This window comes from Variovorax robiniae (assembly GCF_037889955.1).
Lineage (GTDB): Bacteria > Pseudomonadota > Gammaproteobacteria > Burkholderiales > Burkholderiaceae_C > Variovorax > Variovorax robiniae.
The window spans coordinates 1-26,000 of sequence record NZ_JBBKZS010000018.1; the positions used below are offsets into that span (position 1 = coordinate 1).

The following is a 26,000-nucleotide window of genomic DNA, read 5'->3' on the forward strand; positions in this document are numbered from 1 at the left end:
TTTCAGCGAAGCCTTCGATTATGACTCAGTTTTTACAACTTCGTCAAGTCCGAGGGACTTTTTTCTCGACTTTTCAAACCACCCCGAAGAGCCCTGTCTGACGAAACGCTCCTGCGTTTCCTGTCGAGCCCACGAGTATATGCCGTTTTTTGACGCCTGCAACCGAAGCTGCGAAAAAAGTACCGGCTAGTAGGTTTCTTCGATTCGGCCACCCTGCGAACCGGGGCCGACGCGCACTGTACACGCGACGCTCAACTCACGTGGACACAGAGATAGCGAACCGCAGGCTACGGCCTGGGACCGCTTCCGACGTATCGGCACCTGCGTGGTGAGTGCTCGGTAGCAAAGGGGAGTCAGGGCAGCGGGTATGAAGGCTCCCCCGGATAATCCCTGCCACATGGCACTCATCACACTCCTCGACGCGCAACTCGCGTTCGGTCACGTCCCGCTGCTCGATCATGCGGACTTCTCTTTGCTCGAATCAGAGCGTATTGGCCTCATCGGGCGTAACGGCGCGGGCAAGTCTTCGATGCTCAAGATTCTCGGGGGGCTGGAGAAGGCGGACGACGGCACCTTGCAGCTGCAGCAGAACCTGCGCGTGGCCTATGTGGCGCAGGAGCCTGCGCTGGACATGGAGGCCAATGTCTTTGACGCGGCGAGCGAGGGTCTGGCGCATGTGATCGCTTCACGCGAGATGTATCTGAATGCCGTGGAGGGTGCGGACCTGGACGCGCTGCAGTCTGAAATAGAGGCCTACGACGCCTGGAACTGGGAGCAACGGGTAGAAGAGACGCTGCATCGCCTGCACCTGGACCCGGAAGCGCGCGTGGGATCGCTTTCCGGGGGCACGCGCAAGCGGGTGGCTCTGGCGCAGGCGCTCGTGACCGCGCCCGATGTGCTGCTGCTGGACGAGCCGACCAACCATCTGGACCTCGATTCGATCGAATGGCTGGAGCAGTTGCTGATCGATTTCAAGGGCAGCGTGGTGACGATCACGCATGACCGGAGCTTCCTGAATCGCGTGGCGACCCGGATCATCGAGCTCGATCGGGGCAAGTTGAATTCCTATCCCGGCAACTTCGAGCAATACCTCGTACAGAAAGAGGAGCAGCTGGCACAGGAGGCGGTGATCAATGCCAAGGCCGACAAGCTGCTGGCCCAGGAAGAGATCTGGATCCGCAAGGGGGTGGAAGCGCGCCGTACGCGCAGCCAGAGTCGCATCACCCGCTTGCAGGAGCTGCGTGCCAGCCATGCGGCACGTCGCAACGTGCAGGGCAGCGTCAACATGGATGTGGTCTCGGGGCAGTCGAGCGGCAAGATCGTGGCGGAGCTGACCCATGCATCCAAGTCCTTCGGCGCCAAGACGGTGGTGCGCGATTTCAGCAACACCATCCTGCGTGGGGACAAGGTGGGGCTGCTGGGGCCGAACGGCGCTGGAAAGACAACGCTACTGAAGCTGATCCTGGGCGACCTGGAGCCCGACAGCGGCAAGGTGCGTCGCGGGACCAATATCGAGGTCGCTTACTTCGACCAGATGCGCGAGAAGCTGGACCTGGACGCGACGCTGGAGGATTTCATCAGCCCGGGCAGCGAGTGGATCGAGATCGGCAAGCAGCGCAAGCATGTGAAGAGCTACCTGAGCGACTTCCTGTTCTCGCCGGCGCGTGCCAATTCGCCGGTGCGCTCGCTGAGCGGCGGAGAGCGCAACCGCTTGCTGCTGGCGCGCCTGTTCGCGCGGCCGGCCAATGTGCTGGTGCTGGACGAGCCGACGAACGATCTGGACATCGATACGCTGGAATTGCTGGAAGACCTGTTGCAGAACTATGACGGCACGGTTTTTCTCGTCAGCCATGACCGGACCTTCCTGGACAACGTGGTGACGAGCACGATTGCCTTCGAGGGCGACGGCTATTGGCGCGAGTACGAAGGCGGGGTGCAGGACTGGCTGATCCAGTCGAAGCGGGCCCGGGAAATCAACGCGCAACGTGCGGCCGCCGCTCCGGCGCCTGCACCTGCGCCGGCTGCCGTTGCGGCGCCGGCTGCCACGACGGGCGCGGCGACGCGCAAGAAGCTCAGCTACAAGGAGCAACGCGAACTCGACGCCCTGCCAGGCCGGATTGCGGAACTGGAAGACGAGCAGAAGCAGATTTCCGAGACGCTGGAGCGCGACGGTGGCGCGATCTACTCGACGGAGGCCTCCCGGGCTGTGGAGCTCGGCGAGCGCCATGCCCGGATCGACGACGAGTTGATGGCTGCGCTGGAGCGCTGGGAAGAATTGAGCGCCGCTGCCCGCTGAGGCCGGCGCGTCTGTCTGACATGTCGGGGCGGTGCGGCGCGCTATACCGCATGCCATAACGACTTCCACTGGCATGTCATGTTCCGTCCGCCGCGCTGGCTTCTCGCTTTCACCGCTTCCATTGGCCTGTTCACGGCCGGCGGGTGCGCAGAGCTTCCAACCCAGGTCGATCGCCCAGTGTCCCATGCGCTGGTGTCACCGGCAGGGACGTCATTTGCGGCGCTGGTGAAGCAACGCCATGACGCGGCGCAGGCGCGCTTCGACTCCGGCTTTCAACTTCTCGACGGTCCGCAGGCTGCCTATGGCAGCCGGCTCGCGCTGGTGGAAGGCGCGCAGAAGACGCTGGACCTCCAGTACTACGCCATCCATGCCGATGCCAGCACTCGGCGACTGATGTCCGCAGTGCGAGAGGCCGCAGCGCGCGGCGTGCGGGTGCGCATCCTCATCGATGACTTTCACAGCACGGGGCGCGACGCGCTGGTGCTGCTGTTGACCTACGACAAGAACATCGAGGTACGGCTGTTCAACCCGGTCGCCGGTGCGCGCAGCTCCACACTCGGACGGCTGGTCAACTCGATCGAGGATCCGCAGCGCATCCAGCAGCGCATGCACAACAAGCTCTTCCTGGCCGACAACGTGCTGGGCGTGACGGGCGGGCGCAACCTCGGCGACGCGTATTTCGGCATCGGGGAAGACGGCAACTTCGTGGACCTCGACGTGCTGGCCGCGGGGCCGATCGTGCAGGACCTGTCACGAAGCTTCGACAGCTACTGGAACAACGAGCGCGCCTATCCCGTGGAGGCATTGGTCAAGCGCGAGGAACTCGAGGCGATCCGTGCCAAGGCGCGTTCGGACGCGAAGGAAAAGCCCGAGGAGGACGCCAAGGCCGCGAAGAGCCGGCGCACCGTCGCGTGGGATGAAAAGGCGGCCGACCTGCAGGGCGCCGAGTTCATTTGGGCACCCGCGGCGATGCTGGCAGACAAGCCCGGGAAGATTGCGGCCAGCAATGATGAGGCCGCCAGTGCGAACGCGACGCCGCGCGGCAATGCACCCGGGCTTGTCGTGACGCAGCCCGGCGGCATGCAACGGACGGCGGCCAAGGCGCCAGGCGGGCGTCAGGCGGCCGTCGAGGATGCGGCCGACACGACTGCGGGCAGCGAGACGCTGGTCGAGGGGCTGCTCCAGCTCGTCGGGCAGGCGCAGAGCGACCTGCTGATCATCTCGCCCTACTTCGTGCCCGGGCCGGACATCACGCAGGCGCTGGCGGCATCGCGTGCGCGCGGTGTTCGCGTGCGTGTGCTGACCAACTCGCTGGCGTCGAACGATGCGCCGGTGGCGCACGTCGGCTATGCGCGGCATCGCGAGGGGCTGCTGAAGATGGGCATCGACCTGTACGAGATGCGCAGCGAGCAGGCCGGCATCGGGAGTGCGTTCGGCTCATCGGGCGGTTCAGTGACAGGCGCTTCGCGCGCGATGCTGCATTCGAAGGTGCTGGTGATGGACAACCGGCTGCTGGTCGTTGGCTCGATGAACCTCGACCTTCGCTCGCAGAAGCAGAACACCGAGGTTGCGTTGTTGATCGGCAGCCGCAAGCTGTCGGGAAACACGACCGAGTTGATCGAGAAGACGCTGCGCGAGGGCGCATGGCATGTGCAACTGGTCGATGGCCGGCTGACCTGGCGCGCGCCGCAAGGCAGCGGTCTCCAGGACACCACGACCGAGCCCGATGCCAGCGCGGGTCTCAAGCTAATGCTCAAGGTGCTGGGGCCACTGGCGCCGGACAGCATTCTTTGAGGGCCGGCCGGATCACCCTCGCACCCGCCCAAACACCTTCCAGAACTCCGCATCCTGCGCCGTCGCGAAGTTGATCCGCATCAGGGTACTTGGCGGCCGCCGCGCGTGGAACAGCGAGCCGGGCGCCAGCAGGTAGCCCTCGTCGAGCATGCGCTGCGTCAGCGCGTCGGTGTCGACGCCGGTATCGACCCAGCCGAACAACCCCGCCGGCTCCGACACGAACGTGCAGCCGTGCGACAGCGCCAGCTTCACCGTCCGCGCACGGGCCCCATCGAGTCGCACGCGGATGCGATCCGCATGCCGGCGCAGTTGGCCCTGGTCGATGCACCAGGCCAATGCGCGTTCGAACAACGCGGGCGTGGTCAGCGTCGCGAGCAGCTTGGTCTCCAGCAGGCCGCCCAGCAAACCCGGCGGCGCCGCGAGAAATCCGATGCGCCAGTTCGGCGCGAGAATCTTGGCAAAGCCACTCACGTAGATCGTGCGCTGCAGTCCATCCAGCGCACACAGCCGCGTCGCATGCTCGGGCGCGAGGTGGCTGTAGGTGTCGTCCTCGACGATGTGGAAGTCGTGCTTGTTGGCCAGTTGCAGCACGCGGTGCGCGCTGCCGGGCGAGAGGCTGTAGCCGGTCGGGTTGTGCAACACGCTCACGCTCACGAACAGCTTCGGGCTGTGGGCCTCGCAGTACTTGGCCATGACCTCCAGGTCCGGCCCGTCGGCGCGGCGCGGCACCGGCAGGATGCGCATGCCCAGCGACTCCAGCCGCGCGAACTCGATGGCCCAGCCGGGCTCCTCGACCATCACCGGATCGCCTGCGCGCAACAGTGTGCGGCTCACGATGTCCAGTGCATGCGTGGCGCCGATGGTGGTGATGATCTGGTCGGGCGCGGCTGGAACGTTGATGCTGACCAGTTTCTGCGACAGGCTGCGGCGCAGCGCCGCATCGCCCAGCGGCTCGCCGTACTGCAGCGACAGATCCTGTAGCGCCCGTGTACTGGTCAGGCGGCGGAGCGAGGTCGGCATGAAGGTCGACTCCATCCAGTCCGGCGGGAACACGCCCATGCCGGGCTGCGGCTTGTCGCTCTGGCGGTGGAACATGCCGCGGATCAGCGAGCTGGCGTCGGCCGGCACGCCGCTGGCCGGCAAGGGCATCGCGAGGGTGTTGACCACCGCGCCCGGCGCCCGAACCTCCTGCTGCGCCACCGCCGAATCCCGCACATAGAAGCCGCGCTGACGCCGCGCCTCGACCAGCCCCTGGGCCAGCAACTGGTCGTACGCCGCGACCACCGTGTGCGGGCTCACCCCCTGCTGCCGCGCACATTCGCGCACGGAGGGCAGGCGCGCGCCAGGCGCGAGCAGGCGCGTCCGGATGCGTTCGGCAAAGCGACCGGCCAGTTGTTCTGTCAACGACTGTGTGGAAGTTCTCGTCAGCATGCGCGTCTTGGGATCTGTGTCGATGGTCGAACCAGTACAGACGCAGCCCATGTTCGACCATCTGTACTGGTACTGTAATGGTCATCAGTTTAGAGTGTGTGCCATGAACTGGCAAGAATTCACTGCGCTGCTGGTGTTGGCCACGGCAATGAGTTTTTCGCCAGGTCCCAACACCACGCTTTCCACTGCCCTCGCGGCCAACGGCGGCTTGCCGCGCGCGATGCGCTTCATTATCGCGGTGCCAGTGGGCTGGACGCTGTTGCTCGCGTTGTGCGCGGCCGGCATCGGCGCGCTGGTGACGGCCGCGCCGATGCTCCGGCTGGCCATCAAGGGCCTGGGCATTGCCTATCTGCTGTGGCTGGCGTTCAAGCTGAGCGGCAGCGGGACGCTGGGCCAGGCCGATGGTCGGCAGCTCGATGTCGGTTTCGGCCAGGGCGTGATGCTGCAGTTCGTGAACATCAAGGCCTGGCTTCTGGCGCTCACGCTGGTGGCAGGATGGATCGCCGGCCGGCCCGACGCGCTGCATCGCTTCGCGATCGTGGCGCCGGTGATGCTGGGCTATGCCTTTGCCAGCAACTTCCTCTATGCGTTTATCGGCGCGCTGCTGCGGCAGTGGCTGGCGCATGGCACGCGCCTGCTCTGGTTCAACCGCGCGATGGCGGCTGTGCTGGTGTTGACGGCCTACTGGATGTTCGAGACATGAAGCTCAAGGACGAGACCCTGGGGATGTGGCTCGGCGTGCTGGGCGTGGCGATCTTCGCGGTGACGCTGCCGATGACGCGGCTGGCCACGGGCACGACCGAGGCGCCGCAGCTTTCGCCGTGGTTCGTGACGGTCGGCCGCGCGGCCTTGGCGGGGCTGTTGTCGCTGGCCTTCCTGCTGGCGACGCGCCCGCCCTTGCCGCAGCGGCACCAATGGAAGCCCTTGGGCATGGCGGTGCTGGGCAATTGCCTCGGCTTTCCGCTGCTGCTGGGCTACGCGCTGCGCACGGTCACCGCAAGCCATGCGGCCGTGATCACCGCCCTGTTGCCCCTGGCGACGGCGGCCGTGGCGGCGTGGGTGCTGCACCAGCGTGCGCGCTTGGGATTCTGGGTATGCGCGGTGCTTGGCAGCTCGCTGGTGGTGGTCTTCTCGGTGCTGCGGGCGAGCCAGCACGGCCATGGCTTCAGCTTCGAATGGGCGGACCTGATGCTGGTCGGCGCGGTGGTTTGCGCGTCCGTCGGGTACGTGTTCGGCGCGCAGGTCACGCCGTCGCTCGGCGCAGAGCGCGTGATCTGCTGGGTTTGCGTGATGGCGCTGCCCTTCAGTCTGCCGGCAACGCTGGCGCTGTGGCCGCAGCAGCCGGTGGCGACTTCGGCGTGGGTCGGCTTCGCGTATGTCGGCATGTTCTCGATGTGGATGGGTTTCTTCGCCTGGTATCGCGGGCTGGCGATCGGAGGCGCGCTGCGGGTGAGCCAGACCCAGTTGCTGCAACCATTCCTCTCGATCCTGGCGGCCGTGCCCTTGCTGGGCGAACAGCTCGACCTCGTGACACTGGCCTTCGCGGCGGCCGTGGTGGCGACGGTGGTTGTCGGCAAGAAGCTGTCGCAACCGCGCGTCGTCGCGCGGCCCGCTACCGCAGGAGGAACAGCATGACCGCAGAAACCTGGCTGGCCTTCAGCCTCTTCGCCCTGGTGAGTTCGATCACGCCGGGCCCCAACAACACGATGATGCTGGCGTCGGGCGTCAACTTCGGCTTTGCCCGGTCGGTGCCGCACATGGTGGGGATCACGGTCGGCTTCTGCTTCATGGTCCTCTTGATGGGCCTGGGCCTGGGTGCGGTGTTCGAGCGCTTTCCGGTGCTGTACACGGTCATGCGCTACGCCGGTGGCGCCTACATGCTGTACCTGGCCTGGAAGATCTTTCGCAGCGGACCCGCGAGCGATGCGGCAAAGGACGGTGCGACCGAGGTCCGGCCGATGGGCTTCACCGCTGCAGCGGCCTTCCAGTGGGTGAATCCCAAGGCCTGGGTGATGGCGCTGGGTGCCATCACCACCTATCTCCCTGCCGAACACTCGCTATGGCAACTTCTTGCCTTGACGGGCGTGATGGCGGTCATCAACATGCCAAGCACCGGCTCCTGGGCGCTGTTCGGCAGCAGCATGCGCCGCTACCTGCAGCAACCCGCCTTCCTGCGCGCCTTCAACACCGTCGCGGCCCTTGCGCTGGTCGCCTCGCTCTACCCTTTGCTCACCCATTGACCCTACACATCACCGAACGGAGAACAACATGACCACCACCTGGAAACTGGCCACCCGCGCCGAGAAGATGAATCCTTCGGTGCTGCGCGAGATCCTGAAGGTCACCGAGCGTCCCGGCATCATCAGCCTGGCCGGCGGCCTGCCCTCGCCCAAGACTTTCCCGATCCAGGCCTTCGCCGACGCCTGTGCCCACGTGCTGCACACCGACGGCCAGGCCGCGCTGCAATATGCCGCCAGCGAAGGCTACGGCCCGCTGCGCCAGGCGGTGGCCGACATGCTGCCGTGGAACGTCGATCCGGCGCAGGTGCTGATCACCACCGGCTCGCAGCAGGGCCTGGACCTGGTCGCCAAGGTGCTGCTCGATCCGGGCAGCCGCGTGCTGGTCGAGACGCCGACCTACCTCGGCGCGCTGCAGGCTTTCGCGCCGATGGAGCCGGTGCCGGTGAGCGTGGCCAGCGATGACGACGGCGTGGTGGTCGACGACCTCGTCGCCAAGGCGGCGGGCAACGCTTCGCAGGAAGCGGCGCGCTTCGTCTACCTGCTGCCCAACTTCCAGAACCCGACCGGCCGCACCATGACCGAGGCGCGTCGCCAGGCGGTGTCGGAGGCCGCCGCCAAGGCCGGCCTGCCGATCGTGGAAGACAACCCGTACGGCGAACTCTGGTTCGACCAAGCCCCGCCGCTGCCGCTGGCCGCGCGCAATCCGGACGGCGTGATCTACCTCGGCTCCTTCTCGAAGGTGCTGGCGCCGGGCCTGCGCCTCGGCTTCCTGGTGGCGCCGAAGGCGATCTATCCGAAGCTGCTGCAGGCCAAGCAGGCGGTCGACCTGCACACGCCTATCTTCACGCAGCGCATGGTCTCGGCGGTGATGAAGGACAACTTCCTCGCCAGCCACGTGCCGACGATCCGCGCGCTCTACAAGCGCCAGCGCGACGCGATGGTCGCGGCCCTGCGGCGCGAGATGAAGGGTCTGGACGTGCAGTTCAACGTGCCCGTGGGCGGCATGTTCCTCTGGGCGCGCATGCCCGAAGGCATCGACACGGTGAAGCTGCTGCCGCGCGCGGTGGAACGCAACGTGGCCTTCGTGCCGGGTGCGCCCTTCTATGCCGGTCCGGGCGACACGCGCACCATGCGCCTGTCCTTCGTGACGGCCAATGTGGACGAGATCGACACGGCCATCGCTGCGTTGGCCGCCGCGGTGCGCGAGGAACTGGCGGCGCAAGCCAAGGGCCAGCCCGCGCCCGCCCTCGGCTGATCGCGCTTCAAGGGACCGCGCCATGCACATCGCCATCCTCACCTTCGACGGCTTCAACGAGCTCGACTCGTTCATCGCGCTGGGTATCCTCAACCGCGTGAAGAAGCCGGGCTGGCGCGTGACACTGGCCGCACCGACGCCGTCGGTCACTTCGATGAACGGCGTCACGGTGCAGATCGGCACCTCGCTGGCGGACGCTTGCGCGGCTGATGCCGTGCTCGTTGGCAGTGGCATGTGCACGCGCGAGATCGCGGCCGATGCGGCGGTGATGTCCGCGCTGCGGCTCGACGCCTCGCGCCAGTTGATCGGCGCGCAGTGCTCGGGCACCTTGCTGCTGGCGAAACTGGGACTGCTCGGCACCGTACCGGCTTGCACCGACCTCACGACCAAGCCGTGGGTGCAGGAAGCGGGCGTGCAGGTGCTGGAGCAGCCTTTCTTTGCCCAGGGCAACGTGGCGACGGCGGGCGGCTGCCTGTCTTCGACCTACCTGGCGGCCTGGCTCATCGCGCGCGCCGAAGGCGTCGAAGCGGCAGCAGCAGCCATTTACTACGTTGCGCCGGTCGGCGAAAAGGACGAATGGGTCGCGCGCACGCTGCGCAACATCACACCCTACCTGCCGACGACCGCGCCCGCTGCGCATCTCGCGGTCACCTGACGCGCGGCGGCTCGCATGATCGACCTCGCGACTTGGGGCTTGTTCGGGGTCGCGCTGCTGGCACTGTTCGCGTCGCCGGGGCCGAACATGGCGTTCGTGCTGTCGCATGGCGTGGCGCACGGGCCGCGTGGCGGATTCGCAGCGGCGCTCGGCATCTCGGCCGCCGACCTGGTGCACACCTTGTGCGCAGCAACCGGTGTCACCGCGTTGGTGGCCGCCTGGGCACCGGCCTTCGACCTGCTGCGCTGGCTCGGCGCGCTGTACCTGCTGTGGCTGGCGTGGCAGGCGCTGCGCCACGGCGCCGCGCTGCCTGACGCATCCGACCGCGCCGGCAGCTTCGGGCGCATCGTGCGGCAGGCCTGGCTCAACAACCTCGTCAATCCGAAGGCGCTGCTGTTCTTCATGGTGTTCCTGCCGCAGTTCGTCGATCCGGCGCGCGGTTCGGTCGCGGTGCAACTGGTGGTGCTGGGTGTGGTGTTGGCGCTGGCCGCCTTGCTGTTCAATACTGTGCTCGGCGCTTGCAGCGGGCAGGTGGGGCGCTGGCTGCGGCGGGGACCGAAAGCCAGCCCGTGGCCTGGCCGCATGCTGGCGGCGGTCATGTTCGGTCTCGCGATGCGCCTGCTGCTGCTCGACCGCCCCGCCCGCTGAACCTTCATCTCTCGAAAGAACCGACAAACATGCTCAACATCTGGGGCCGCATCACATCGATCAACGTGCGCAAGGTGGTCTGGTGCGCGCAGGAACTGGGGCTGGACTTCCAGCGCACCGAGGCCGGCGGCAAGTACGGCGTGGTGCAGACGCCCGAGTACCACGCGCTCAACCCGAATGCGCTGGTGCCAGCCATCGACGACGGCGATGGCGAGGACGCCTCGCATGTGAAGCTGTGGGAATCGAACGTGATCGTGCGCTACCTGTGCGCGCGCTATGCGCCCGGCACGCTCTACCCGGAGCCGTTGCCCGAGCGCTTCGATGCGGAGCGCTGGATGGACTGGCAGCAGACCACCTTCAACCGCGCCAGCGCGCCGGCCTTCGTGCAATGGGTGCGCACGGCCCCGGCCGACCGCAACCCTGATGTGATCGCGACCTCGGTCCACGCCACAGAGCGGCTGCTCGGAATTCTCGATGCGCACCTGGCCACGCGCCGCTTCATGCTCGGCGAAAGCTTCACCATGGCCGACATCCCGTTGGGCTGCGAGGCGCACCGCTGGTTCGGACTGCCGCCGACCGAATACACGCGGCCGGCCTGGCCCAATGTCGAGCGCTGGTTCGGTGAACTGAGGTCGCGTTCCGCCGCGCGCGGCGTGCTCGACCTCGCATTGGAGTGACCCCGATGAAAGCCCGTGCCTTCCAGCAAGTCGATGTCTTCACCGCCGTGCCTTATCGCGGCAACCCGGTCGCCGTGGTGCTCGACGGCAGCGAACTCGACGATTCGGAGTTCCAGCGCTTCGCGCAATGGACCAACCTGTCGGAGACCACCTTCCTGCTGCCGCCGACCGAGCCCGGCGCCGACTACCGCATCCGCATCTTCACGCCCGGTGGCGAGATGGCATTTGCCGGCCATCCGACACTCGGCAGTTGCAGGGCCTGGCTCAAGGCCGGCGGCAAGCCGAAGTCCTCGGAATTCATCGTCCAGCAATGCGTGACAGGCCTGGTCACGATCCGCCGCGACGGCGCGCGCCTGGCCTTTGCCGCACCGCCGTTGAAGCGCACTGCGCCGAGTCCGACGATGCTGGCCAAGATCGCCCACGCGCTGGGCCTCAAGGCGGCGCAGATCCTGGCCGCGCAGCAACTGGACAACGGGACGAACTGGCTGGGCCTGCTGCTGGACGAGATCGACAGCGTGCTGGCGCTCACGCCGGACCATCGTGCGCTGAAGGAACTCGGCATGAAGGTCGGCGTCGCGGCCATTGCGCAGGCGCCCTCCCCCTCGCAGCTGATCGCACGCTCGAACCGCGAGGCCCGGGCCTTCGGCGGCAGCGGGCAGGGCACCGTCGACCTGGAGGTGCGCGCCTTCGCGGCCGCCACCGGCATCGAGGAAGACCCGGTCACCGGCAGCCTCAACGCGAGCCTGGCCCAGTGGCTCATCACCGACGGCCATATGCCCGAACGCTACCTCGTCGGCCAGGGCCAGTGCCTGGGCCGCGACGGGCGCCTGAGCGTGGAACGCGACAAGGAAGGCCGCTTCTGGATCGGCGGCGACACGGTCGTGTGCATCGAGGGAGCGGTCACGCTCTGAAGCCATGCGTCGCACCGGCAAGACCGCCCAGCTCGATCACCTCGTGATCGCCGCGCGCACGCTCGATGAAGGCGTGCAGTGGTGCGAGGCGACGCTGGGCGTCACGCCGGGACCGGGCGGCGTGCATCCGCTGATGGGCACGCACAACCGGCTGCTCAAGGTCGCATCGCCGGCCTTTCCTCTGGCCTACCTCGAGATCATCGCCATCGACCCCGGCCGCCGCCCGACGCGCTCCGGCAAGCTGCACCGCTGGTTTGACCTGGACGACCCGATGCTGCAGCTTGCGGTGTCGCGCGGCGGGCCGCAGCTCATCCACCTCGTCGCGCGCGTGCCCAACGCCGCGGAGACGGTGCATGCGCTGGCGCACATGGCCTCGCACATCGACCGCGGCCACCTGATCGAAGCCTCGCGCGACACGCCGGCCGGCCGGCTCGACTGGCGCATCACGGTGCGCGACGACGGCCAGCGCCTGTTCTATGGCGCCTTGCCGACGCTGATCCAGTGGGGCGCGGTGCACCCGGTCGACACGATGCCGGATGCAGGCGTCGAACTCGTCGGGCTGACCGCCGTGCACCCGCGTGTCGACAGCCTGCGCATCGCGCTCGAGGCCATCGGCTTCGACGCGATGACCTTGCAGCAAGGCCCACCCAACCTCTGCGCCACCCTGAACACGCCGCGCGGCGTCGTCACGCTCGAATCGAAAGGACACTGAACATGCTCGCCCTCCACGAACTCGCCTGGTTCGCACTGGCCTCGCTGCTGCTCGCACTCACGCCGGGGCCGAACATGATCTATTGCGTCTCTCGCACGCTGGTGCAGGGACGGCGCGCCGGGCTGATCTCGCTGGGCGGCGTGATGCTGGCCTTCCTCGTGCACCTGGTGGCGGCAGCGCTCGGGCTCACCGCCGTGCTGCTCGCGGTGCCGCTGGCCTTCGACGCAATCCGTCTCGCCGGCGCGGCCTACCTGTTGTGGCTGGCCTGGCAGTCCGTCAAGCCCGGCGGCACGGCGCCCTTCGAGCCGCGTTCGCTGCCGGCCGATCCGCCGGGCAAGCTGTTCCGCATGGGCTTCATCACCAACCTGCTGAACCCCAAGGTGGCGATGTTCTATCTCTCCTTCTTTCCGCAGTTCATCCATCCGGAGCGTGGCTCGGTGCTGTGGCAGAGCGCCCAGCTCGGCACGGTGCAGATCCTCGGCAGCGGCCTGGTCAACAGCATGATGATCGTCTTCGCGGCGGCCATCACCACCGTGCTGTCGCAGAGCACGGGCTGGCTGCGCGCGCAGCGCTATGTGATGGGCAGCGTGCTGGCCGCGCTGGCCGTGCGCGTCGCGCTCACGGAGCGCAAATGAACTTCACGCGCGAGGAGATCGAGGCTGCGCAACGCACCGTCTACGCGGCCATGCCGCCGACGCCGCAGTACGTGTGGCCGCTGCTTGGCGAGCGGCTCGGCTGCACGCTCTGGGCCAAGCATGAGAACCATACGCCGGTGGGCGCCTTCAAGATCCGCGGCGGCCTCTGCTACGTCGAATCGCTGGTGCGCGAGCAGCCCGGGGTGCGCCATGTGATCAGCGCCACGCGCGGCAATCACGGCCAGTCGATCGGCTTCGCGGCGCGGCGCCACGGATTGGCCGCGACCATCGTCGTGCCGCATGGCAATTCGGTCGAAAAGAATGCGGCCATGCGTGCACTGGGTGTCACGCTGGTCGAGCATGGCGACGACTTTCAGGCCGCCACCGAACATGCGGCGCTGCTGGCCGAGCGCGATGGCCTGCATCGCGTGCCTTCCTTCGCACGCGAGCTGGTGCGCGGCGTCACGACATGCTGGGTCGAGTTCTTCGAGGCGGTGAAGCGCGCCGGTGATGTGCCGGATGTGCTGTTCGTGCCGATCGGCCTCGGCTCCGGCTTTGCTGCAGCAGCCGCGGCGCGCACGCATTGCAAGGTGACGACGCGGCTTGTCGGGGTGGTCTCCGCACATGCGACCGCCTATCGCGACTCCTACATCGCAGGCCATGCAATCGATGCGCCGGTGAGCACGCGCCTGGCCGACGGCATGGCCTGCCGGTCGCCGGTGCCCGAGGCGTTGGAAGTGTTGCGCCGCGAGGCCGATGAGGTGATCACCGTCACGGACGATGAGGTCGCGAGCGCCATGCGCATCCTCTTCACCGACACGCACAACGTGGCCGAAGGCGCTGGCGCCGCAGCCTTGGCCGCCGCGATACGGCAACGCGAACGCTGGCGCGGCAAGACAGTCGGCGTCGCGGTCAGCGGCGGCAATGTCGATGCAACACTGTTCGCCGAGGTGCTCAAGACGACGCCTTGAATGCGGTCAAATTCGACTGTTTGGCTCGGGCAAATTCACCTACGACTTAAGTTATAGATCCGAACTAGTCCCTACAATGTCCTTGCCGGACAGTGATTCGCGTCAAAACGAGTCCTGGTTTTTTTCTCTACCTCCCTGGAAGAAAGCCGCCGGACTTCGCGGCCGCCTCGTGCGGCCGCTTTTTCTTTGGGGGGTCGCAAGACGCTTGGCGAACTCGTCGCAGCCGGGACAAGCGCCCCGCCCGCCCTTTGCCAGAATCGACCGCATGGGAACCCTCTACCTCGTGCGCCATGGGCAAGCCTCCTTCGGCGCGGCCGACTACGACAACCTGAGCGCCCTGGGGCACAAGCAGTCCGTGCGGCTCGGCGAATACTGGCGCGAGCGCGGCATGCGCTTCGACGCCGTCATCACCGGCACGCTGAAGCGCCATCGGCAGACCTGGGAAGGCATCGCCGAAGGGCTGGGCCTCACCGAGCAGGACGTGCTGCCCTGGCCCGGCCTCAACGAATACGACAGCGAGGCCGTCGTCGCCACCATCCACTCCGGCGCGCTGCCCAAGGCCGACACGCCCGAGTTGTACCGCGCGCACTTCCGCCTGCTGCGCGACGGCCTCACCCAATGGATGCAGGGCAAGACCGAGCCGGTCGGCATGCCCAGCTACGTCGACTTCCTGGCCGGCGTGACCAACGCGCTCGACCACGTGCGCGACAAGCATCACGGCGCGAAAGTGCTGGTGGTGTCGAGCGGCGGACCGATCTCGACCGCCGTCGGCCATGTGCTGGGCACCAGCGCCGAGACCACCATCGAGCTCAACCTGCGCATCCGCAACACCTCGATCACCGAGTTCGCGTTCACGCCCAAGCGCCACATGCTGGTCACCTACAACACGCTGCCGCACCTCGACGGTCCCGCCTACGAGAACTGGATCACCTACTCCTGAGGAAGTAGGCGACGCAGCAGGCGCGGTTCGGCGCATGATCGGCGGATGCTTTCCGCCTTCGACATCTTCAAGATCGGCATTGGTCCTTCGAGCTCGCACACCGTCGGCCCGATGCGCGCCGCGCAGCAGTTCGCCAGCAGCCTGGAACGCGACGGCCTGCTGGCCGCGACCGCCCATGTGCGTTGCGAGCTGTTCGGTTCATTGGGCGCCACCGGCGCGGGACACGCGACCGACCAGGGCGTGATCCTCGGCCTGTTCGGCGACACGCCCGACGCCGTCGACCCGGCCAGCGTGCAGCCCCGGCTCACGGCCTTGCGCAAGTCGGGCCAGTTGCTGCTGCTGGGCCGCCATGCGATCGCCTTCGACCGGGTGCGCGACATTCCCTTCCTCGGCGAGGAATCGATGCCGGAACATCCCAATGCGATGCGCTTCACGGCCTCGGCGGCGGACGGCTCGACCTTGGCGCAACGCTGCTACTTCTCGGTGGGTGGCGGCTTCGTGGTCGAGGGCGGTGCGCATCCGGATGCCGTGCCCGAGGTCGCGCGCGACTGGCCCTGGGCCTTTCGCACCGGCGACGAGCTCATGGCCCAGACCCGTGCCAGCGGCCTGTCGGTCGCGCAGCTCATGATGGCCAACGAATGCGCCTGGCGTCCCGAGGCCAAGGTGCGCGCCGGGCTGCTGCGCATCTGGGCCGTGATGCAGCAGTGCGTCCAGCGCGGCTTCGGCATCGACAACCCGATGGCCACCGCCCCGTTGCCCGGTCCGCTGCGCATGCGCCGCCGTGCGCCCGACCTGCATCGCGAGCTCATCGCGCATCAGGGCGCGGCCGACCCACTCGCGGCGATGGACTGGGTCAACGCGTTTGCCATGGCGGTGAATGAGGAGAACGCGGCCGGCGGCCGGGTGGTCACCGCGCCGACCAACGGCGCCGCCGGCGTGGTGCCGGCCGTGATGCATTACTACACGCGCTTCGTGCCAACGGCCAGCGACGACGGCATCGTCGACTTCCTGCTCACCGCGGCGGCGATCGGCATGCTCTACAAGGCCAACGCGTCCATCTCCGGCGCCGAGGTCGGCTGCCAGGGCGAGGTCGGCGTGGCCTGCTCGATGGCGGCCGGTGCGCTGGCTGCCGTGATGGGCGGCACGCCGGCGCAGGTCGAGAACGCGGCCGAGATCGGCATGGAGCACAACCTCGGCCTGACCTGCGACCCGGTCGGCGGCATGGTGCAGATTCCCTGCGTGGAACGGAATGCGATGGGCGCGGTCAAGGCCATCAACGCGGCGCGCATGGCGCTGCGCGGCGACGGCAGCCACTACGTGTCGCTCGACGCGGTGATCCAGACCATGAAGCAGACCGGGGAGGACATGAAGTCCACCTACAAGGAGACTTCGCTGGGTGGGCTGGCGGTGAATGTGGTGGAGTGCTGATCCCGGACGGGTTCACGGCGCGGCAGGTCCGCGGCCCCCACTCATTCGCGTCAGGCCGCCGAAACCGCTATTTCGTCTTGATCACACCCGCGGCGCGCGGAGGCGTCTGCACCGAGACCGGGCTCACGTCCTGCCGCGCGCCCGAAGTCGTCGGCCGGTAGACCTCCTCTTTCCAGCCCTTGGCGGAATTCACCGCGCTGAAGGATTTCTCGGCGCGCACGCCGTTGCAGACGGTGTCGGAGAAGGAAATCTTGCCTTCGGCATCGATGCAGCGATGAACGCCCGCCATCGCGGGGGCGGCGGCCAGCGCGAGCAGCACGGCCAGGACAGGGGTGGAATGCAGATTCACGAGTTGGCTCCTTTTCGGGAAATCGTTCAACGCAACACCCGGCCTTCGGCCGTGATGTAGACCAGGTCGACCGTGCGGGCCGTGTCGTGCAGCGGCGGGCGCAGGTTCACGCGAAAACCGCCGACGTCGTAGTCGTTCATGCCCGCCATGGCCTTCTGCAGGACGGCGCGCGTGGGTGCCGGCCCGGCGCGGCGCACGGCCTCGGCCAGCGACTTGGCGGCGATGAAGCCTTCGAGGCCTTCATACGATGCGGTCTGGTCGGAGTCGGCCAGCGCGGCGAGGTATTCCTTGACGATGGGCGTGCGGCTGTTGTCGCGAGGGGCCGGGACCACCTGCGAAATGATCACGCCGCGGATTTCCTTGCCGAGCGCGGTGTAAAGCGGGTCGATGCCGACGACGGAGAAGGTCATCAGTGCGCTGCCGTAGCCGGCCTTGCGCATCTCGCGCACGAAGGCGGCGGTGGTCTGCGACAGCGAGGCCTGGATGACCGCCTGCGGCTGCGACTTCATCACGGTGGCCACGGCCTCGGAGACCTTGGTGTCGCCCGATGTCACTTTGGCCACAGCTACCGGCGCGGCCAGCTTGAGTTCGACCGCGGCGTCCTGCAACGCTTGCAGGGCGGCGCGACCCATGGCGTCATCGTCGACCACCACCGCGATGCGCTTCTGGCCCAGCGTGTCGCACTGGCGCAGCATCGCGTAGGCCTCGTCGGCCATGCTGGGACGGACGTGAAAGACGTTGCCGTGGTTCCTGTCGCGCAGCGAGTCGGCTGCGGCAAAGGGCGCGAAGAAGGGGGCGCCCTGCTTCTGCGCGAGCGAGGCGCCGGCCTCGGCGCTGGCCGTGCCGACGAAGCCGAACAGCACGTCCGCGCCCTCCGCAAGCAGCTTGTTGGCATTGGCGCCGGCCTTGTCGGCGCTGTAGCCGTCGTCAAGCTGGCGCAATTCGATCGTGGTGCCACCGGCCGCGGCGGCGCGGTCGTTGTATCCGCCCACGAAGAGCTTGGCGCCCCCGGCGAATGCCATGCCGATCTCACTGGCCGCACCCGTCATGGGGATGGACTGGCCGACGATCAGTTTGCCGGATGGCGTGCCCCGCTTGGCGCCTGTGCTTTGCGCGTGCAAAGGGCCAGTCAGCCCCAGCAGCGCCCAGGCGCCGGCTGCCTGGGTGAATCGTCTGCGCGTCGCCTGATGAGACATTGAGAGACCTTTGCAACAATAATTTACAAAGGTGAATCATAGGATGTCCACTCGGCCTATGTCCAAAGCCTGGCGCATGTAACGGCGAAAGCAAACGTGCAGTTCAGCACGCTTCGAGCGGTTGGCCGGGCCTCGGAGCGCAGAGTCTTTCGTGGGCACCCGCGGATCCGGCTTTGCCGGGCCGCTGGGTGCGCCCCCTTGAGGGCTGAGGGCCGCGGCTCCAAGCCTGCCTGCGCAGGCTTTGACGGACCGCAAGAGCAGCAGCCTCCGGCGGCCGCCCCGGCGCCGGAGGCGCTTCGGGGGTGAGCCTATTTCAGGCGGTCGCAGGCGAAGGCGAGCGCATGCCGCGCGCGCCTGCGCGAGGACGCGTGTAACGGTCGATCGCCAATCCCTCCGTGCTGATCTCCGGCCGCTGCCCGGTCACCATGTCGGCGACCAGCTTGCCCGAGCCGCAGGCCATGGTCCAGCCCAGCGTGCCGTGGCCGGTGTTGAGGAACAGGTTGCCGAATTTCGTGGCGCCGATGATCGGCGTGCTGTCCGGCGTCATGGGGCGCAGGCCGGTCCAGAAAGACGCGCGCTTGACGTCGCCACCGGGGAACAGGTCGTTGACCACGAGTTCCAGGGTGGCGCGGCGGCGCGGGTCGAGTCGCAGGTCGAAGCCGCCGAGTTCGGCCATGCCGCCCACGCGGATGCGGTTGTCGAAGCGGGTGACGGCAATCTTGTAGGTTTCGTCGAGCACGGTCGATTGGGGCGCGAAGGCCGGATCGACCAGCGGCACGGTCAGCGAATAGCCCTTCACCGGGTAGACCGGCAAGTCGAGGCCCAGCGGCGTCAGGAAATCGCGCGAGTAGCTGCCGAAGGCGAGCACGAAGCGGTCGGCGGTCAACACCTGGCCATCGACGCGCACGCCGGTGACGCGGCCACCCTCGGTGACCAGGCCGTCCACCGACTGATTGAAGCGGAAGTCCACGCCCAAGCCGTGTGCCAGTTCGTAAAGGGCGTTGGTGAAGCGATGGCAGTCGCCGGTTTCGTCGTTCGGCAGGCGCAGGCCGCCGGTGAGCCGATCGCGGGCCTGTGCCAGGCTGGGTTCCACCTGGCCCAACTGGTCACGGGTCAGCAGTTCGAAGGGGACGTTGCATTCCTTCAGCACGGCGACGTCGCGCTGCACGGCGTCGAGCTGGGCCTGCGTGCGGAACAGTTGCAGCGTGCCGCCGGTGCGCTGCTCGTACTCGATGCCGGTGTCGGCGCGCAGTTGCTGCAGGCAGGCGCGGCTGTATTCGGCCACGCGCATCATCCGTTCCTTGTTCACGGCATAGCGCTCGGGCGAGCAGTTGCGCAGCATCTGCGCCATCCACTGCAGCTGGAACAGGCTGCCGTCGAGCCGGACCGCAAGCGGGGCATGCTTCTGGAACATCCACTTCATCGCCTTGAGCGGGATGCCGGGCGCGGCCCATGGCGTCGAGTAGCCGGGGGACACCTGGCCGGCATTGGCAAAGCTGGTTTCCAGCGCCGGGCCAGCCTGGCGGTCGAGCACCGTGACGCTCGCGCCCGAGCGGGCCAGGTAGTACGCCGTGCTGACACCGATGACGCCGCCGCCAAGAACAATGACTTTCATTGCTGATTCCGAATGTGGTGAGGAATTCGGATAATTTATGCGGCCTGCATCCGTGGATTTGATTGAAGTTTGTTGGCCTTGCAGTGAATATTGCTGCCGCCCACCCCCGTTTTGACCCGCTGGAAGTGAAATGACCGAACTCGACCGCATGGACCGCAAGATCCTCGACATCCTCCAGCGCGACGGGCGCATTTCGATGACCGACCTGGCGCAGCAGATCGGGCTGTCCACATCGCCCTGCTCCGAGCGCGTGAAGCGCATGGAACGCGCCGGCGTCATCACTGGCTACCACGCACGCGTCTCCCCGCAAGCGCTGGGGAAGTCGCTGCTGGTGTTCGTCGAGATCACGCTGTCGTCGAAATCCGCGGAGGTGTTCGACAAGGTGCGCGAGGAGTTGCTGCACGTGCCGGACGTGCAGGAATGCCATCTTGTCTCAGGCAGCTTCGACTACCTCGTGAAGGCCCGGCTCGGCGGCATGGACGAGTACCGCAGCCTGCTGGGGGATGTGCTCAAGAAGCTGCCGGTGACGGCGCAGTCGCACAGCTATGTGGTGATGGAGGAGGTGAAGGAGAGCCTGGCGGTGCGGACGGACAGGTAGCGCTCGATCGAGATCAGGCCTGCCACACGCCGTAGCCGAGCGAACGCAATCGGATGCCCAGCTCGACCTCCATCAGCGCCGCCTCGTCGCGCTTCATCGGGTTGTAGCGCTCGTACAGCGCGGGCAGCAGCCGCAGGCCGTGGTCGCGCACGAACACGTTGGCCTGGATGCCGGCCTTGTGCTTGTCGAAGCGGATGTCCGGATCGAGCCCGGTCATGCCCACGTAGACGAAGGGCTTGCCGAGCAGGTAGTCCGGGTTGGCGCGGCGGAAGCGCGCGCTTTTCCAGACGGGGTCGTCCAGTTCGACGACGTACACGTGATAGCGGGGCTTGCCCAGGACTCCCTCCCCGGCGCTCGCGCGCTCAGCCCCGGTTGTCGCTGGCGTGCTCTTTCATCTTCGCCAGCGCCACCATCAAGGCGGCGCCGCCCAGCGTCTTGATCAGGCCCGAATGCTCGGCATAGAACTGGCTCACCTGGTCGACCACGCCCGGATGCGCCTGCTCGGCATGGGCCGCGATCTCGGTGACCTGCGCCGGCGACAACTGCGAAGCCTGGTCGGGCGTGACCTGGGTCTGGCCGGGTTGCAGCACGCGGCCCAGCGCACCACCGGCGATCGCGGCGGCCGCGGCCGGGCCGAGCGTGGCCAGGATCTGGTTCAGCACACCGGCCTTCTGGTTCGGCGAGGAATTGCCGAACATCTGGCCGACCATGTTGCCGAAGGGCGGGGTCTGGTCGGAACGCATCGCCGCCGCGAGGCCGGCCCCGAGCTGGTCTTGCGAAGCATGTTGCGTCACCTGGTCGAAATGCGTCTCGGCATTCGCGGCATTGGCGCCGCTGCCCGCACCCGACATCACTTGTTGAAGGATGTCCAGCAGTCCCATGGTGTGCTCCTTGACAGGCTGTCATGCCCCGGCGACGTGCCGGGAACCCGACATTCTCAGCTTTTGCGCTTGATCATGCCCCACACGAAAAGCAGCACGATCGCGCCCACCACCGACATGATGAATCCTGCCGCCTCGTTCGGGCCGTACCAGCCCAATGCCCGACCGAGGTAGCTGGCGATCAGCGCGCCGGCAATGCCGATCACCGTGGTGAAGATGAAGCCGGCGGAGTCGTCGCCCGGCTTGAGCGCACGCGCGATCAGCCCTGCAATGAAACCGATGATGATGGTCCCGATGAGTGAAAGCATGGCATTCCCTTGAGCAAAGGTGGAGGGTTCGACGGTGCCGCCAGCGGCGCGGATCATGATAAGCCGCGCCGGCGCTCAACGTCACGGAAAGGCGCGCGGCGGCGAGCGTGTCCTACACCCTGTCGCGCCAGGCGGCGCTACAACGGCGCATGCTCGAAAAACTCCCCGATGCCATCGGCCAGGCCTTGCATGACGTCCGCGCCGGCCTGGACCAGATCGTCTTCAACACGCTGGGCCTGCGGACCGGCATGGCCACCATCGAAGTCAGCAGCCTGGCCTTTGCCGACCACGCGCCGATCCCCGCGCGCTACACCGCGGACGGCGAAGGCTGCTCACCGCCGCTGGCTTGGCGCGGCCTGCCGCCGGAAGCCATGGCCGCGGTGCTGCTGGTGGAGGATGCCGATTCGCCGACACCCCATCCGCTGGTTCACGCGATCGTGGTCGACCTGCCCGTGGCGGACGGTGTGATCGCCGAGGCCGCGATGCCCAGCGCCGACGTGGCCGGCGTGGGCTTGCACGTCGGGCGCAATTCGTACCTGCAGGCGGCGTGGCTGCCACCCGATCCTCCCCCCGGGCATGGGGTGCATCGCTACGCGTTCCAGGTGTTCGCGCTGCGCGACGGCGAGGCGTTCTCGGACACGCCGGGCCGCGACGAAGTGATCGAACGCCTGCGCGAGCGCGCCATCGCGAGCGGGTTGCTGATCGGCACTTGCGAGCGGGCGGACACGTCGATCCAGGATCCGCTGGCGGAGACCGTGTCCGGCGTCACGCAACTGGCAGGCTGAAACCTGCCGGCCGCGTCTTGCGTTACGCGTTTGGGAGCATCCGCCCGACTTCGCGCGGGTCCAGGCCGTACATCTCGGCGAATTCAGCCACCGTCTTGCCGCTGGCGGCAAAGGCGCGCTGCAATGCCTCGCGTTTGGCCGTCTGCGCGGACAGTTCGGCAAAGGCTTCGTCGGTGAGCTCGTTGTTGGCCGGGTCCTGGCTGCGCACCAGGGCCTGGTAGTCCTCGCGCGCGAGGCCGGACTTCTCGAAGGCGTCGAGGATGCGCTTGCGCGTCAGAGGGCGCAGGTCGTCGGCGGTGCGGGCCTGGCGGCGCTTGAACACTTCGAGGATGGCGTGGTGAACGTGCTCCGGGGCCACGTCTTCCACGGGCTGGCCGTCGAGGCCGTGGCGCTTGTCGCCGGCGGCCACGCGTTCGAGGTACTTGGTCGAACGGGTGTGGATCGCGAGCGCCACCTTGAGCTCGTCCTTCTTCAGCGCCTCGGGGTGCTTTTCGAGCAGTGCCTGGAACACGCCACGCTGCAACGGCAGGAAGCGCGCGCCGAACAGGTCGGGATAGAGGCCGAACAGGGTTTCAAGCGCCGGGTGCGTCTTGCGCGGGCCCTTCTGGGCCTGCTGCGGCGGCCTGCCTTGTTGTGGCGGCTGCTGCGAGGGGGACTGTGGAGCGCCTTGCGCCTGCGGCGCGCGGCCAGCCGGGCGCGGCTTGCGCTTCTTCTTGGGCGCGCGGGGCGCTTGGGGTTCGGGGGTGTCGGTCATCATGCGGGCCCGATTGTCGCCGCTCGCACGAAACCGGGCTCCGCCCGGCCTTGTGCGCCCATGTCCAGTCCGTGAAAGACCGTGGCTGAATGGCCGCGCGACAGCTCAGGCCGGGTCCGCCAGGGTCGACAGCGGCAGGCGAGAGACTTCCGCGAGCAGCAGCGCCAGTTGCGCAGCCGCCGCGTCGACCACCTTGCGTCCCTTCTCCGCCGTGGCCGCCGCAGCATTGCCGGCCGCGCCCTGCCGGTTGTAGTCCTGCATGGCCCAGCCGAGCTTGGCGCTCCTGCCATTGCCGAGGATCGCGTAGTCGGCGGCGCGCTGTTGCGAAGTCGAGGGGAAGTCCCGTGCCGCATCGGTGCGCACCAGCGGCGCACGCAGCGCCAGCATCATCGAGGTCTCGATCTCGCCCGCATGCACGCCGAAGCGATGCTCCTGCGCGCTGAACTGTTCGTTGGCCTCGCCCAGCGGCAGGTTGAACCAGCTCACGCTGTAGACGATGAGGTCGTGAGCCTCGCGCAGTTCGCGCGCCACGATGTCCATCGCGCCCACATGCCCGCCGTGCGCGTTGAACAGCACCAGCTTCTTGACCCCGGCGCGCGCCACGCCGGCGCCGATGTCCTTCCACAGCCGAATCAGCGTCTCGGCCGACAGGGTGAGCGTGCCGGTGAAGCGCGCGTGCTCCGGGCTCAGGCCGATGGCTTGGGTGGGCAGGAACAGCACGGGCAAACCATGCGGCAGCTGCGGCAACGCGGCCGCGACGATGCCGTCGACCAGGCAGGTGTCGACGCCCAGCGGCAGGTGCGGTCCATGCTGCTCCGTCGCGCCCAGCGGCAGCACCGCCACCGTGCGCGCCGGATCGAGCGCGGCGAAGTCGCGCGTCGTGAGTTCGGCCCAGAAGCGATGGGGTGCGATGGTGGCGTCCGTCATGCGGCGGATCTTAGGCGAGGGCGCTGTTCAGCGTTGCCGTGTCAACGTGCCGGGCGGTCGCCTTCCACATATTCGGTCGCCGCGCCGAGGCAGTCGAACACGGCCGGCGCGATGGTGCGCGTCAGCGTGCGGGTCAACTGCATGCGCCGGAACGCGCCGCCTGCATGGCGCGACACGCGCGAGTAGAAGCGCTCCTCCATCTCCGTGACCATCCGGGCATAGGCCTCCGCCACGCTCTCGTCGAGCCGGAATCCGTCGTAGTTGACGATGACCGGAACCTTGCGGCCGATCGCCTCGCAGCATGCCGACACAGCCTGGCGAATCCGCGCGACATCGTCCTCGCTGCGGACATGCAGGTGCTGGAAGTGCAGGAACAGCAGGTCGCGCTGGGCGTCGTGCTTCACGCGCCCGCTCAGGTCCAGGTCGAGCAACTGGCTGCGCAGGCCGATGGGGCCCGGCGCGAAGATGCGCGCGTCCATGACCTCGGGCTGGTCGATGATCGGGCGGAAGCTCATGTGGGCCAGGATGTCGCGCTCGATGTCGATGCCCGGCGCCACCTCGGCCAGTCGCAGGCCCTTGGCCGTGAGCTCGAACACGCAGCGCTCGGTCACGTAGAGCACGCGACGGCCCTGCGCGGCGGCGTGCTTGCCAGAGAAGGTGATCTGCTGCACGGCAGAACAGAACTTGCGCGCGCGGCCTTCCTGCACGATGCACAGCCGCCCGCTTTCCACCGCCACCTCCAGACCGCCGGCGGTGAAGGTGCCCGCCAGCACCAGCGTGCGCGCGTTCTGCGAGATGTTGATGAAGCCGCCCGCGCCCGCCAGCTTGGGCCCGAAGCGGCTCACGTTGACGTTGCCCTCCGCATCGCACTCGGCCATGCCCAGGCAGGCCATGTCCAGGCCGCCGCCATCGTAGAAATCGAACTGCTGGTTCTGGTCGACGATGGCCTCGACATTGAGGCCCGCACCGAAGTCCAGCCCGCTGGCGGGCATGCCGCCGACGATGCCGGGCTCGGCCGTCAGCGTGAACAGGTCGAGCACCCGCTCCTCGTTGGCCACGGCGGAGACGCCCTCCGGCATGCCGATGCCGAGATTGACCACGCCATCGACCGGCAGCTCCATCGCGCAGCGCCGGGCGATGATCTTGCGTTCGTCGAGCGGCAGCGGCTTGATGTTGTCGAGCGGCACCTGGATCTCGGACGCGAAGGCCGCCGAATAGGCCGTGCCATAGGTCTGGCGATGGTTCTCCGGCTGCGCCACGACCACGCAATCCACCAGCGTGCCCGGGATGCGCACCGCGCGCGGGTCGAGCGAGCCGTGGCGTGCGATGCGCTCGACCTGCGCGATGACCACGCCGCCCGAGTTGTGCGCCGCCATCGCCATGGCCAGGTTGTCCAGCGTGAGGGCCTCTCGCTCCATCGTGATGTTGCCGTGCTGGTCGGCAGTGGTGCCGCGCACGAAGGCCACGTCGATCTTGAAGGCCTTGTAGAACAGCCACTCCTCGTCGTCGATCTCCATCACGCGGACCAGGTCCTCGGTGGTCACCGCATTGACCTTGCCGCCGCCCAGCCGCGGATCGACGAAGGTGCCGATGCCGACCTTCGACAGCGTGCCCGGCTTGCGCGCCGCGATGTCGCGGTAGAGCTGCGAGATGCAGCCCTGCGGCAGGTTGTAGGCCTCGATGCGGTCCTCCACGGCCAGTCGCGCGAGTTGGGGGATCAAGCCCCAATGGCCGCCGATCACCCGCCGCAACAGGCCGTCGTGCGCGAGTTGGTTCAGGCCCCGGTCGCGCCCGTCGCCCTGCCCGGCGGCGAACACCAGGTCCAGGTTGCGCGGCTCGCCGGTCTCGACGAAGCGCTTGGCCAGCGCCAGCAGCAGCTCATCCGGCGTACCGATGCCGACGAAGCCCGAGGTCGCGAGCATGTCGCCCGCGGCAATGACGGCCACCGCATCGGCGGCCGAGACGATCTTGTTGCGCATGCCTGTTGTCTCCGT

Annotated in this window: 27 protein-coding genes; 17 read left to right on the forward strand and 10 right to left on the reverse strand. The window is 67.6% G+C overall.

From position 1 onward, the window contains the following. Nucleotides 1-397 precede the first annotated feature (397 nt). Complete coding sequence (locus tag WKW79_RS28550; protein WP_340338614.1) at nucleotides 398-2,296, forward strand: ATP-binding cassette domain-containing protein; 1,899 nt, start codon at nucleotides 398-400, stop codon at nucleotides 2,294-2,296. Nucleotides 2,297-2,374: 78 nt separating this feature from the next. After that, nucleotides 2,375-4,090: a phospholipase D family protein gene (locus WKW79_RS28555; RefSeq protein WP_340338615.1), complete on the forward strand. Its 1,716-nt coding sequence runs from the start codon at nucleotides 2,375-2,377 to the stop codon at nucleotides 4,088-4,090. Nucleotides 4,091-4,102: 12 nt separating this feature from the next. Here WKW79_RS28555 and WKW79_RS28560 read toward each other — a convergent pair whose 3' ends face one another. Further along, nucleotides 4,103-5,521, reverse strand: a complete 1,419-nt coding sequence (locus tag WKW79_RS28560) for an aminotransferase-like domain-containing protein (RefSeq protein ID WP_340338616.1) — start codon at nucleotides 5,519-5,521, stop codon at nucleotides 4,103-4,105. Between the two features lie 103 nt (nucleotides 5,522-5,624). Between WKW79_RS28560 and WKW79_RS28565 the strand changes: the two genes are divergently transcribed. From WKW79_RS28565 to WKW79_RS28625, 13 genes are all read left to right on the forward strand, one after another. Then, nucleotides 5,625-6,224 carry a LysE family translocator gene (locus WKW79_RS28565; RefSeq protein WP_340338617.1) on the forward strand — a complete coding sequence of 200 codons (600 nt, stop codon included), beginning with the start codon at nucleotides 5,625-5,627 and terminating at the stop codon, nucleotides 6,222-6,224. Continuing rightward, the gene (locus WKW79_RS28570) at nucleotides 6,221-7,156 is read left to right on the forward strand and encodes a DMT family transporter (RefSeq protein WP_340338618.1); all 936 of its coding nucleotides are present in this window, start codon (nucleotides 6,221-6,223) and stop codon (nucleotides 7,154-7,156) included. The genes WKW79_RS28565 and WKW79_RS28570 overlap by 4 nt, the downstream gene beginning before the upstream one ends. After that, the gene (locus tag WKW79_RS28575) at nucleotides 7,153-7,761 is read left to right on the forward strand and encodes a LysE family translocator (protein WP_340338619.1); all 609 of its coding nucleotides are present in this window, start codon (nucleotides 7,153-7,155) and stop codon (nucleotides 7,759-7,761) included. Before WKW79_RS28570 ends, WKW79_RS28575 begins: the two co-directional genes overlap by 4 nt. 28 nt (nucleotides 7,762-7,789) lie before the next feature. After that, nucleotides 7,790-9,016: an aminotransferase-like domain-containing protein gene (locus WKW79_RS28580; protein ID WP_340338620.1), complete on the forward strand. Its 1,227-nt coding sequence runs from the start codon at nucleotides 7,790-7,792 to the stop codon at nucleotides 9,014-9,016. 22 nt (nucleotides 9,017-9,038) lie between these two features. Further along, entirely contained in the window at nucleotides 9,039-9,671 is a 633-nt protein-coding gene (locus tag WKW79_RS28585; protein WP_340338621.1) for a DJ-1/PfpI family protein, read from the forward strand. A 15-nt stretch (nucleotides 9,672-9,686) separates the two neighbouring features. Next, nucleotides 9,687-10,319 (forward strand): LysE family translocator, encoded by a 633-nt coding sequence (locus WKW79_RS28590; protein ID WP_340338622.1) that lies wholly within the window; start codon nucleotides 9,687-9,689, stop codon nucleotides 10,317-10,319. Nucleotides 10,320-10,348: 29 nt separating this feature from the next. Next, nucleotides 10,349-10,996 carry a glutathione S-transferase family protein gene (locus WKW79_RS28595; protein ID WP_340338623.1) on the forward strand — a complete coding sequence of 216 codons (648 nt, stop codon included), beginning with the start codon at nucleotides 10,349-10,351 and terminating at the stop codon, nucleotides 10,994-10,996. Nucleotides 10,997-11,001: 5 nt separating this feature from the next. After that, nucleotides 11,002-11,907 carry a PhzF family phenazine biosynthesis protein gene (locus WKW79_RS28600; protein WP_340338624.1) on the forward strand — a complete coding sequence of 302 codons (906 nt, stop codon included), beginning with the start codon at nucleotides 11,002-11,004 and terminating at the stop codon, nucleotides 11,905-11,907. Between the two features lie 4 nt (nucleotides 11,908-11,911). After that, the gene (locus tag WKW79_RS28605) at nucleotides 11,912-12,619 is read left to right on the forward strand and encodes a VOC family protein (RefSeq protein ID WP_340338625.1); all 708 of its coding nucleotides are present in this window, start codon (nucleotides 11,912-11,914) and stop codon (nucleotides 12,617-12,619) included. Nucleotides 12,620-12,621: 2 nt separating this feature from the next. Next, on the forward strand, nucleotides 12,622-13,254 hold the full coding sequence (locus tag WKW79_RS28610; RefSeq protein ID WP_340338626.1) for a LysE family translocator: 633 nt from the start codon (nucleotides 12,622-12,624) through the stop codon (nucleotides 13,252-13,254). Beyond that, nucleotides 13,251-14,225, forward strand: coding sequence for a threonine dehydratase (locus WKW79_RS28615; RefSeq protein ID WP_340338627.1), 975 nt, complete (start codon nucleotides 13,251-13,253; stop codon nucleotides 14,223-14,225). Before WKW79_RS28610 ends, WKW79_RS28615 begins: the two co-directional genes overlap by 4 nt. A 265-nt stretch (nucleotides 14,226-14,490) precedes the next feature. Next, the gene (locus WKW79_RS28620) at nucleotides 14,491-15,165 is read left to right on the forward strand and encodes a histidine phosphatase family protein (RefSeq protein WP_340338628.1); all 675 of its coding nucleotides are present in this window, start codon (nucleotides 14,491-14,493) and stop codon (nucleotides 15,163-15,165) included. A gap of 45 nt (nucleotides 15,166-15,210) precedes the next feature. After that, entirely contained in the window at nucleotides 15,211-16,593 is a 1,383-nt protein-coding gene (locus tag WKW79_RS28625; protein WP_340338629.1) for an L-serine ammonia-lyase, read from the forward strand. Nucleotides 16,594-16,660: 67 nt separating this feature from the next. On the opposite strand, the gene WKW79_RS28630 is transcribed toward WKW79_RS28625, so the two are convergent. From WKW79_RS28630 to WKW79_RS28640, 3 genes are all read right to left on the reverse strand, one after another. Next, on the reverse strand, nucleotides 16,661-16,942 hold the full coding sequence (locus WKW79_RS28630; protein ID WP_340338630.1) for a DUF4124 domain-containing protein: 282 nt from the start codon (nucleotides 16,940-16,942) through the stop codon (nucleotides 16,661-16,663). 26 nt (nucleotides 16,943-16,968) lie between these two features. Then, nucleotides 16,969-18,138 (reverse strand): ABC transporter substrate-binding protein, encoded by a 1,170-nt coding sequence (locus WKW79_RS28635; protein ID WP_340338631.1) that lies wholly within the window; start codon nucleotides 18,136-18,138, stop codon nucleotides 16,969-16,971. 313 nt (nucleotides 18,139-18,451) lie between these two features. Beyond that, complete coding sequence (locus WKW79_RS28640; protein ID WP_340338632.1) at nucleotides 18,452-19,945, reverse strand: D-amino acid dehydrogenase; 1,494 nt, start codon at nucleotides 19,943-19,945, stop codon at nucleotides 18,452-18,454. Between WKW79_RS28640 and WKW79_RS28645 the strand changes: the two genes are divergently transcribed. Beyond that, entirely contained in the window at nucleotides 19,884-20,351 is a 468-nt protein-coding gene (locus WKW79_RS28645; RefSeq protein ID WP_340338633.1) for a winged helix-turn-helix transcriptional regulator, read from the forward strand. The two genes, WKW79_RS28640 and WKW79_RS28645, sit on opposite strands and share 62 nt — an antisense overlap. A gap of 13 nt (nucleotides 20,352-20,364) precedes the next feature. Here the strand turns inward: WKW79_RS28645 and WKW79_RS28650 are convergent, their stop codons facing one another. The 3 genes from WKW79_RS28650 to WKW79_RS28660 are packed head-to-tail and all read right to left on the reverse strand — an operon-like array spanning nucleotide 20,365 to nucleotide 21,540. After that, a complete protein-coding gene (locus tag WKW79_RS28650) occupies nucleotides 20,365-20,688 on the reverse strand; it encodes a hypothetical protein (protein WP_340338720.1) in 324 nt (107 codons plus the stop codon). A 25-nt stretch (nucleotides 20,689-20,713) separates the two neighbouring features. Further along, nucleotides 20,714-21,232: a hypothetical protein gene (locus WKW79_RS28655; protein ID WP_340338634.1), complete on the reverse strand. Its 519-nt coding sequence runs from the start codon at nucleotides 21,230-21,232 to the stop codon at nucleotides 20,714-20,716. 56 nt (nucleotides 21,233-21,288) lie between these two features. After that, the gene (locus WKW79_RS28660) at nucleotides 21,289-21,540 is read right to left on the reverse strand and encodes a GlsB/YeaQ/YmgE family stress response membrane protein (protein ID WP_340338635.1); all 252 of its coding nucleotides are present in this window, start codon (nucleotides 21,538-21,540) and stop codon (nucleotides 21,289-21,291) included. A 107-nt stretch (nucleotides 21,541-21,647) separates the two neighbouring features. Between WKW79_RS28660 and WKW79_RS28665 the strand changes: the two genes are divergently transcribed. After that, nucleotides 21,648-22,325 (forward strand): YbhB/YbcL family Raf kinase inhibitor-like protein, encoded by a 678-nt coding sequence (locus WKW79_RS28665; protein WP_340338636.1) that lies wholly within the window; start codon nucleotides 21,648-21,650, stop codon nucleotides 22,323-22,325. 22 nt (nucleotides 22,326-22,347) lie between these two features. Here WKW79_RS28665 and WKW79_RS28670 read toward each other — a convergent pair whose 3' ends face one another. The 3 genes from WKW79_RS28670 to WKW79_RS28680 form a co-directional block, all read right to left on the reverse strand. Next, nucleotides 22,348-23,082, reverse strand: a complete 735-nt coding sequence (locus tag WKW79_RS28670) for a ProQ/FINO family protein (protein ID WP_340338637.1) — start codon at nucleotides 23,080-23,082, stop codon at nucleotides 22,348-22,350. A gap of 102 nt (nucleotides 23,083-23,184) precedes the next feature. Then, nucleotides 23,185-24,006: a creatininase family protein gene (locus WKW79_RS28675; RefSeq protein ID WP_340338638.1), complete on the reverse strand. Its 822-nt coding sequence runs from the start codon at nucleotides 24,004-24,006 to the stop codon at nucleotides 23,185-23,187. 41 nt (nucleotides 24,007-24,047) lie between these two features. Next, complete coding sequence (locus WKW79_RS28680) at nucleotides 24,048-25,985, reverse strand: acyl CoA:acetate/3-ketoacid CoA transferase (RefSeq protein WP_340338639.1); 1,938 nt, start codon at nucleotides 25,983-25,985, stop codon at nucleotides 24,048-24,050. Nucleotides 25,986-26,000 lie beyond the last annotated feature (15 nt).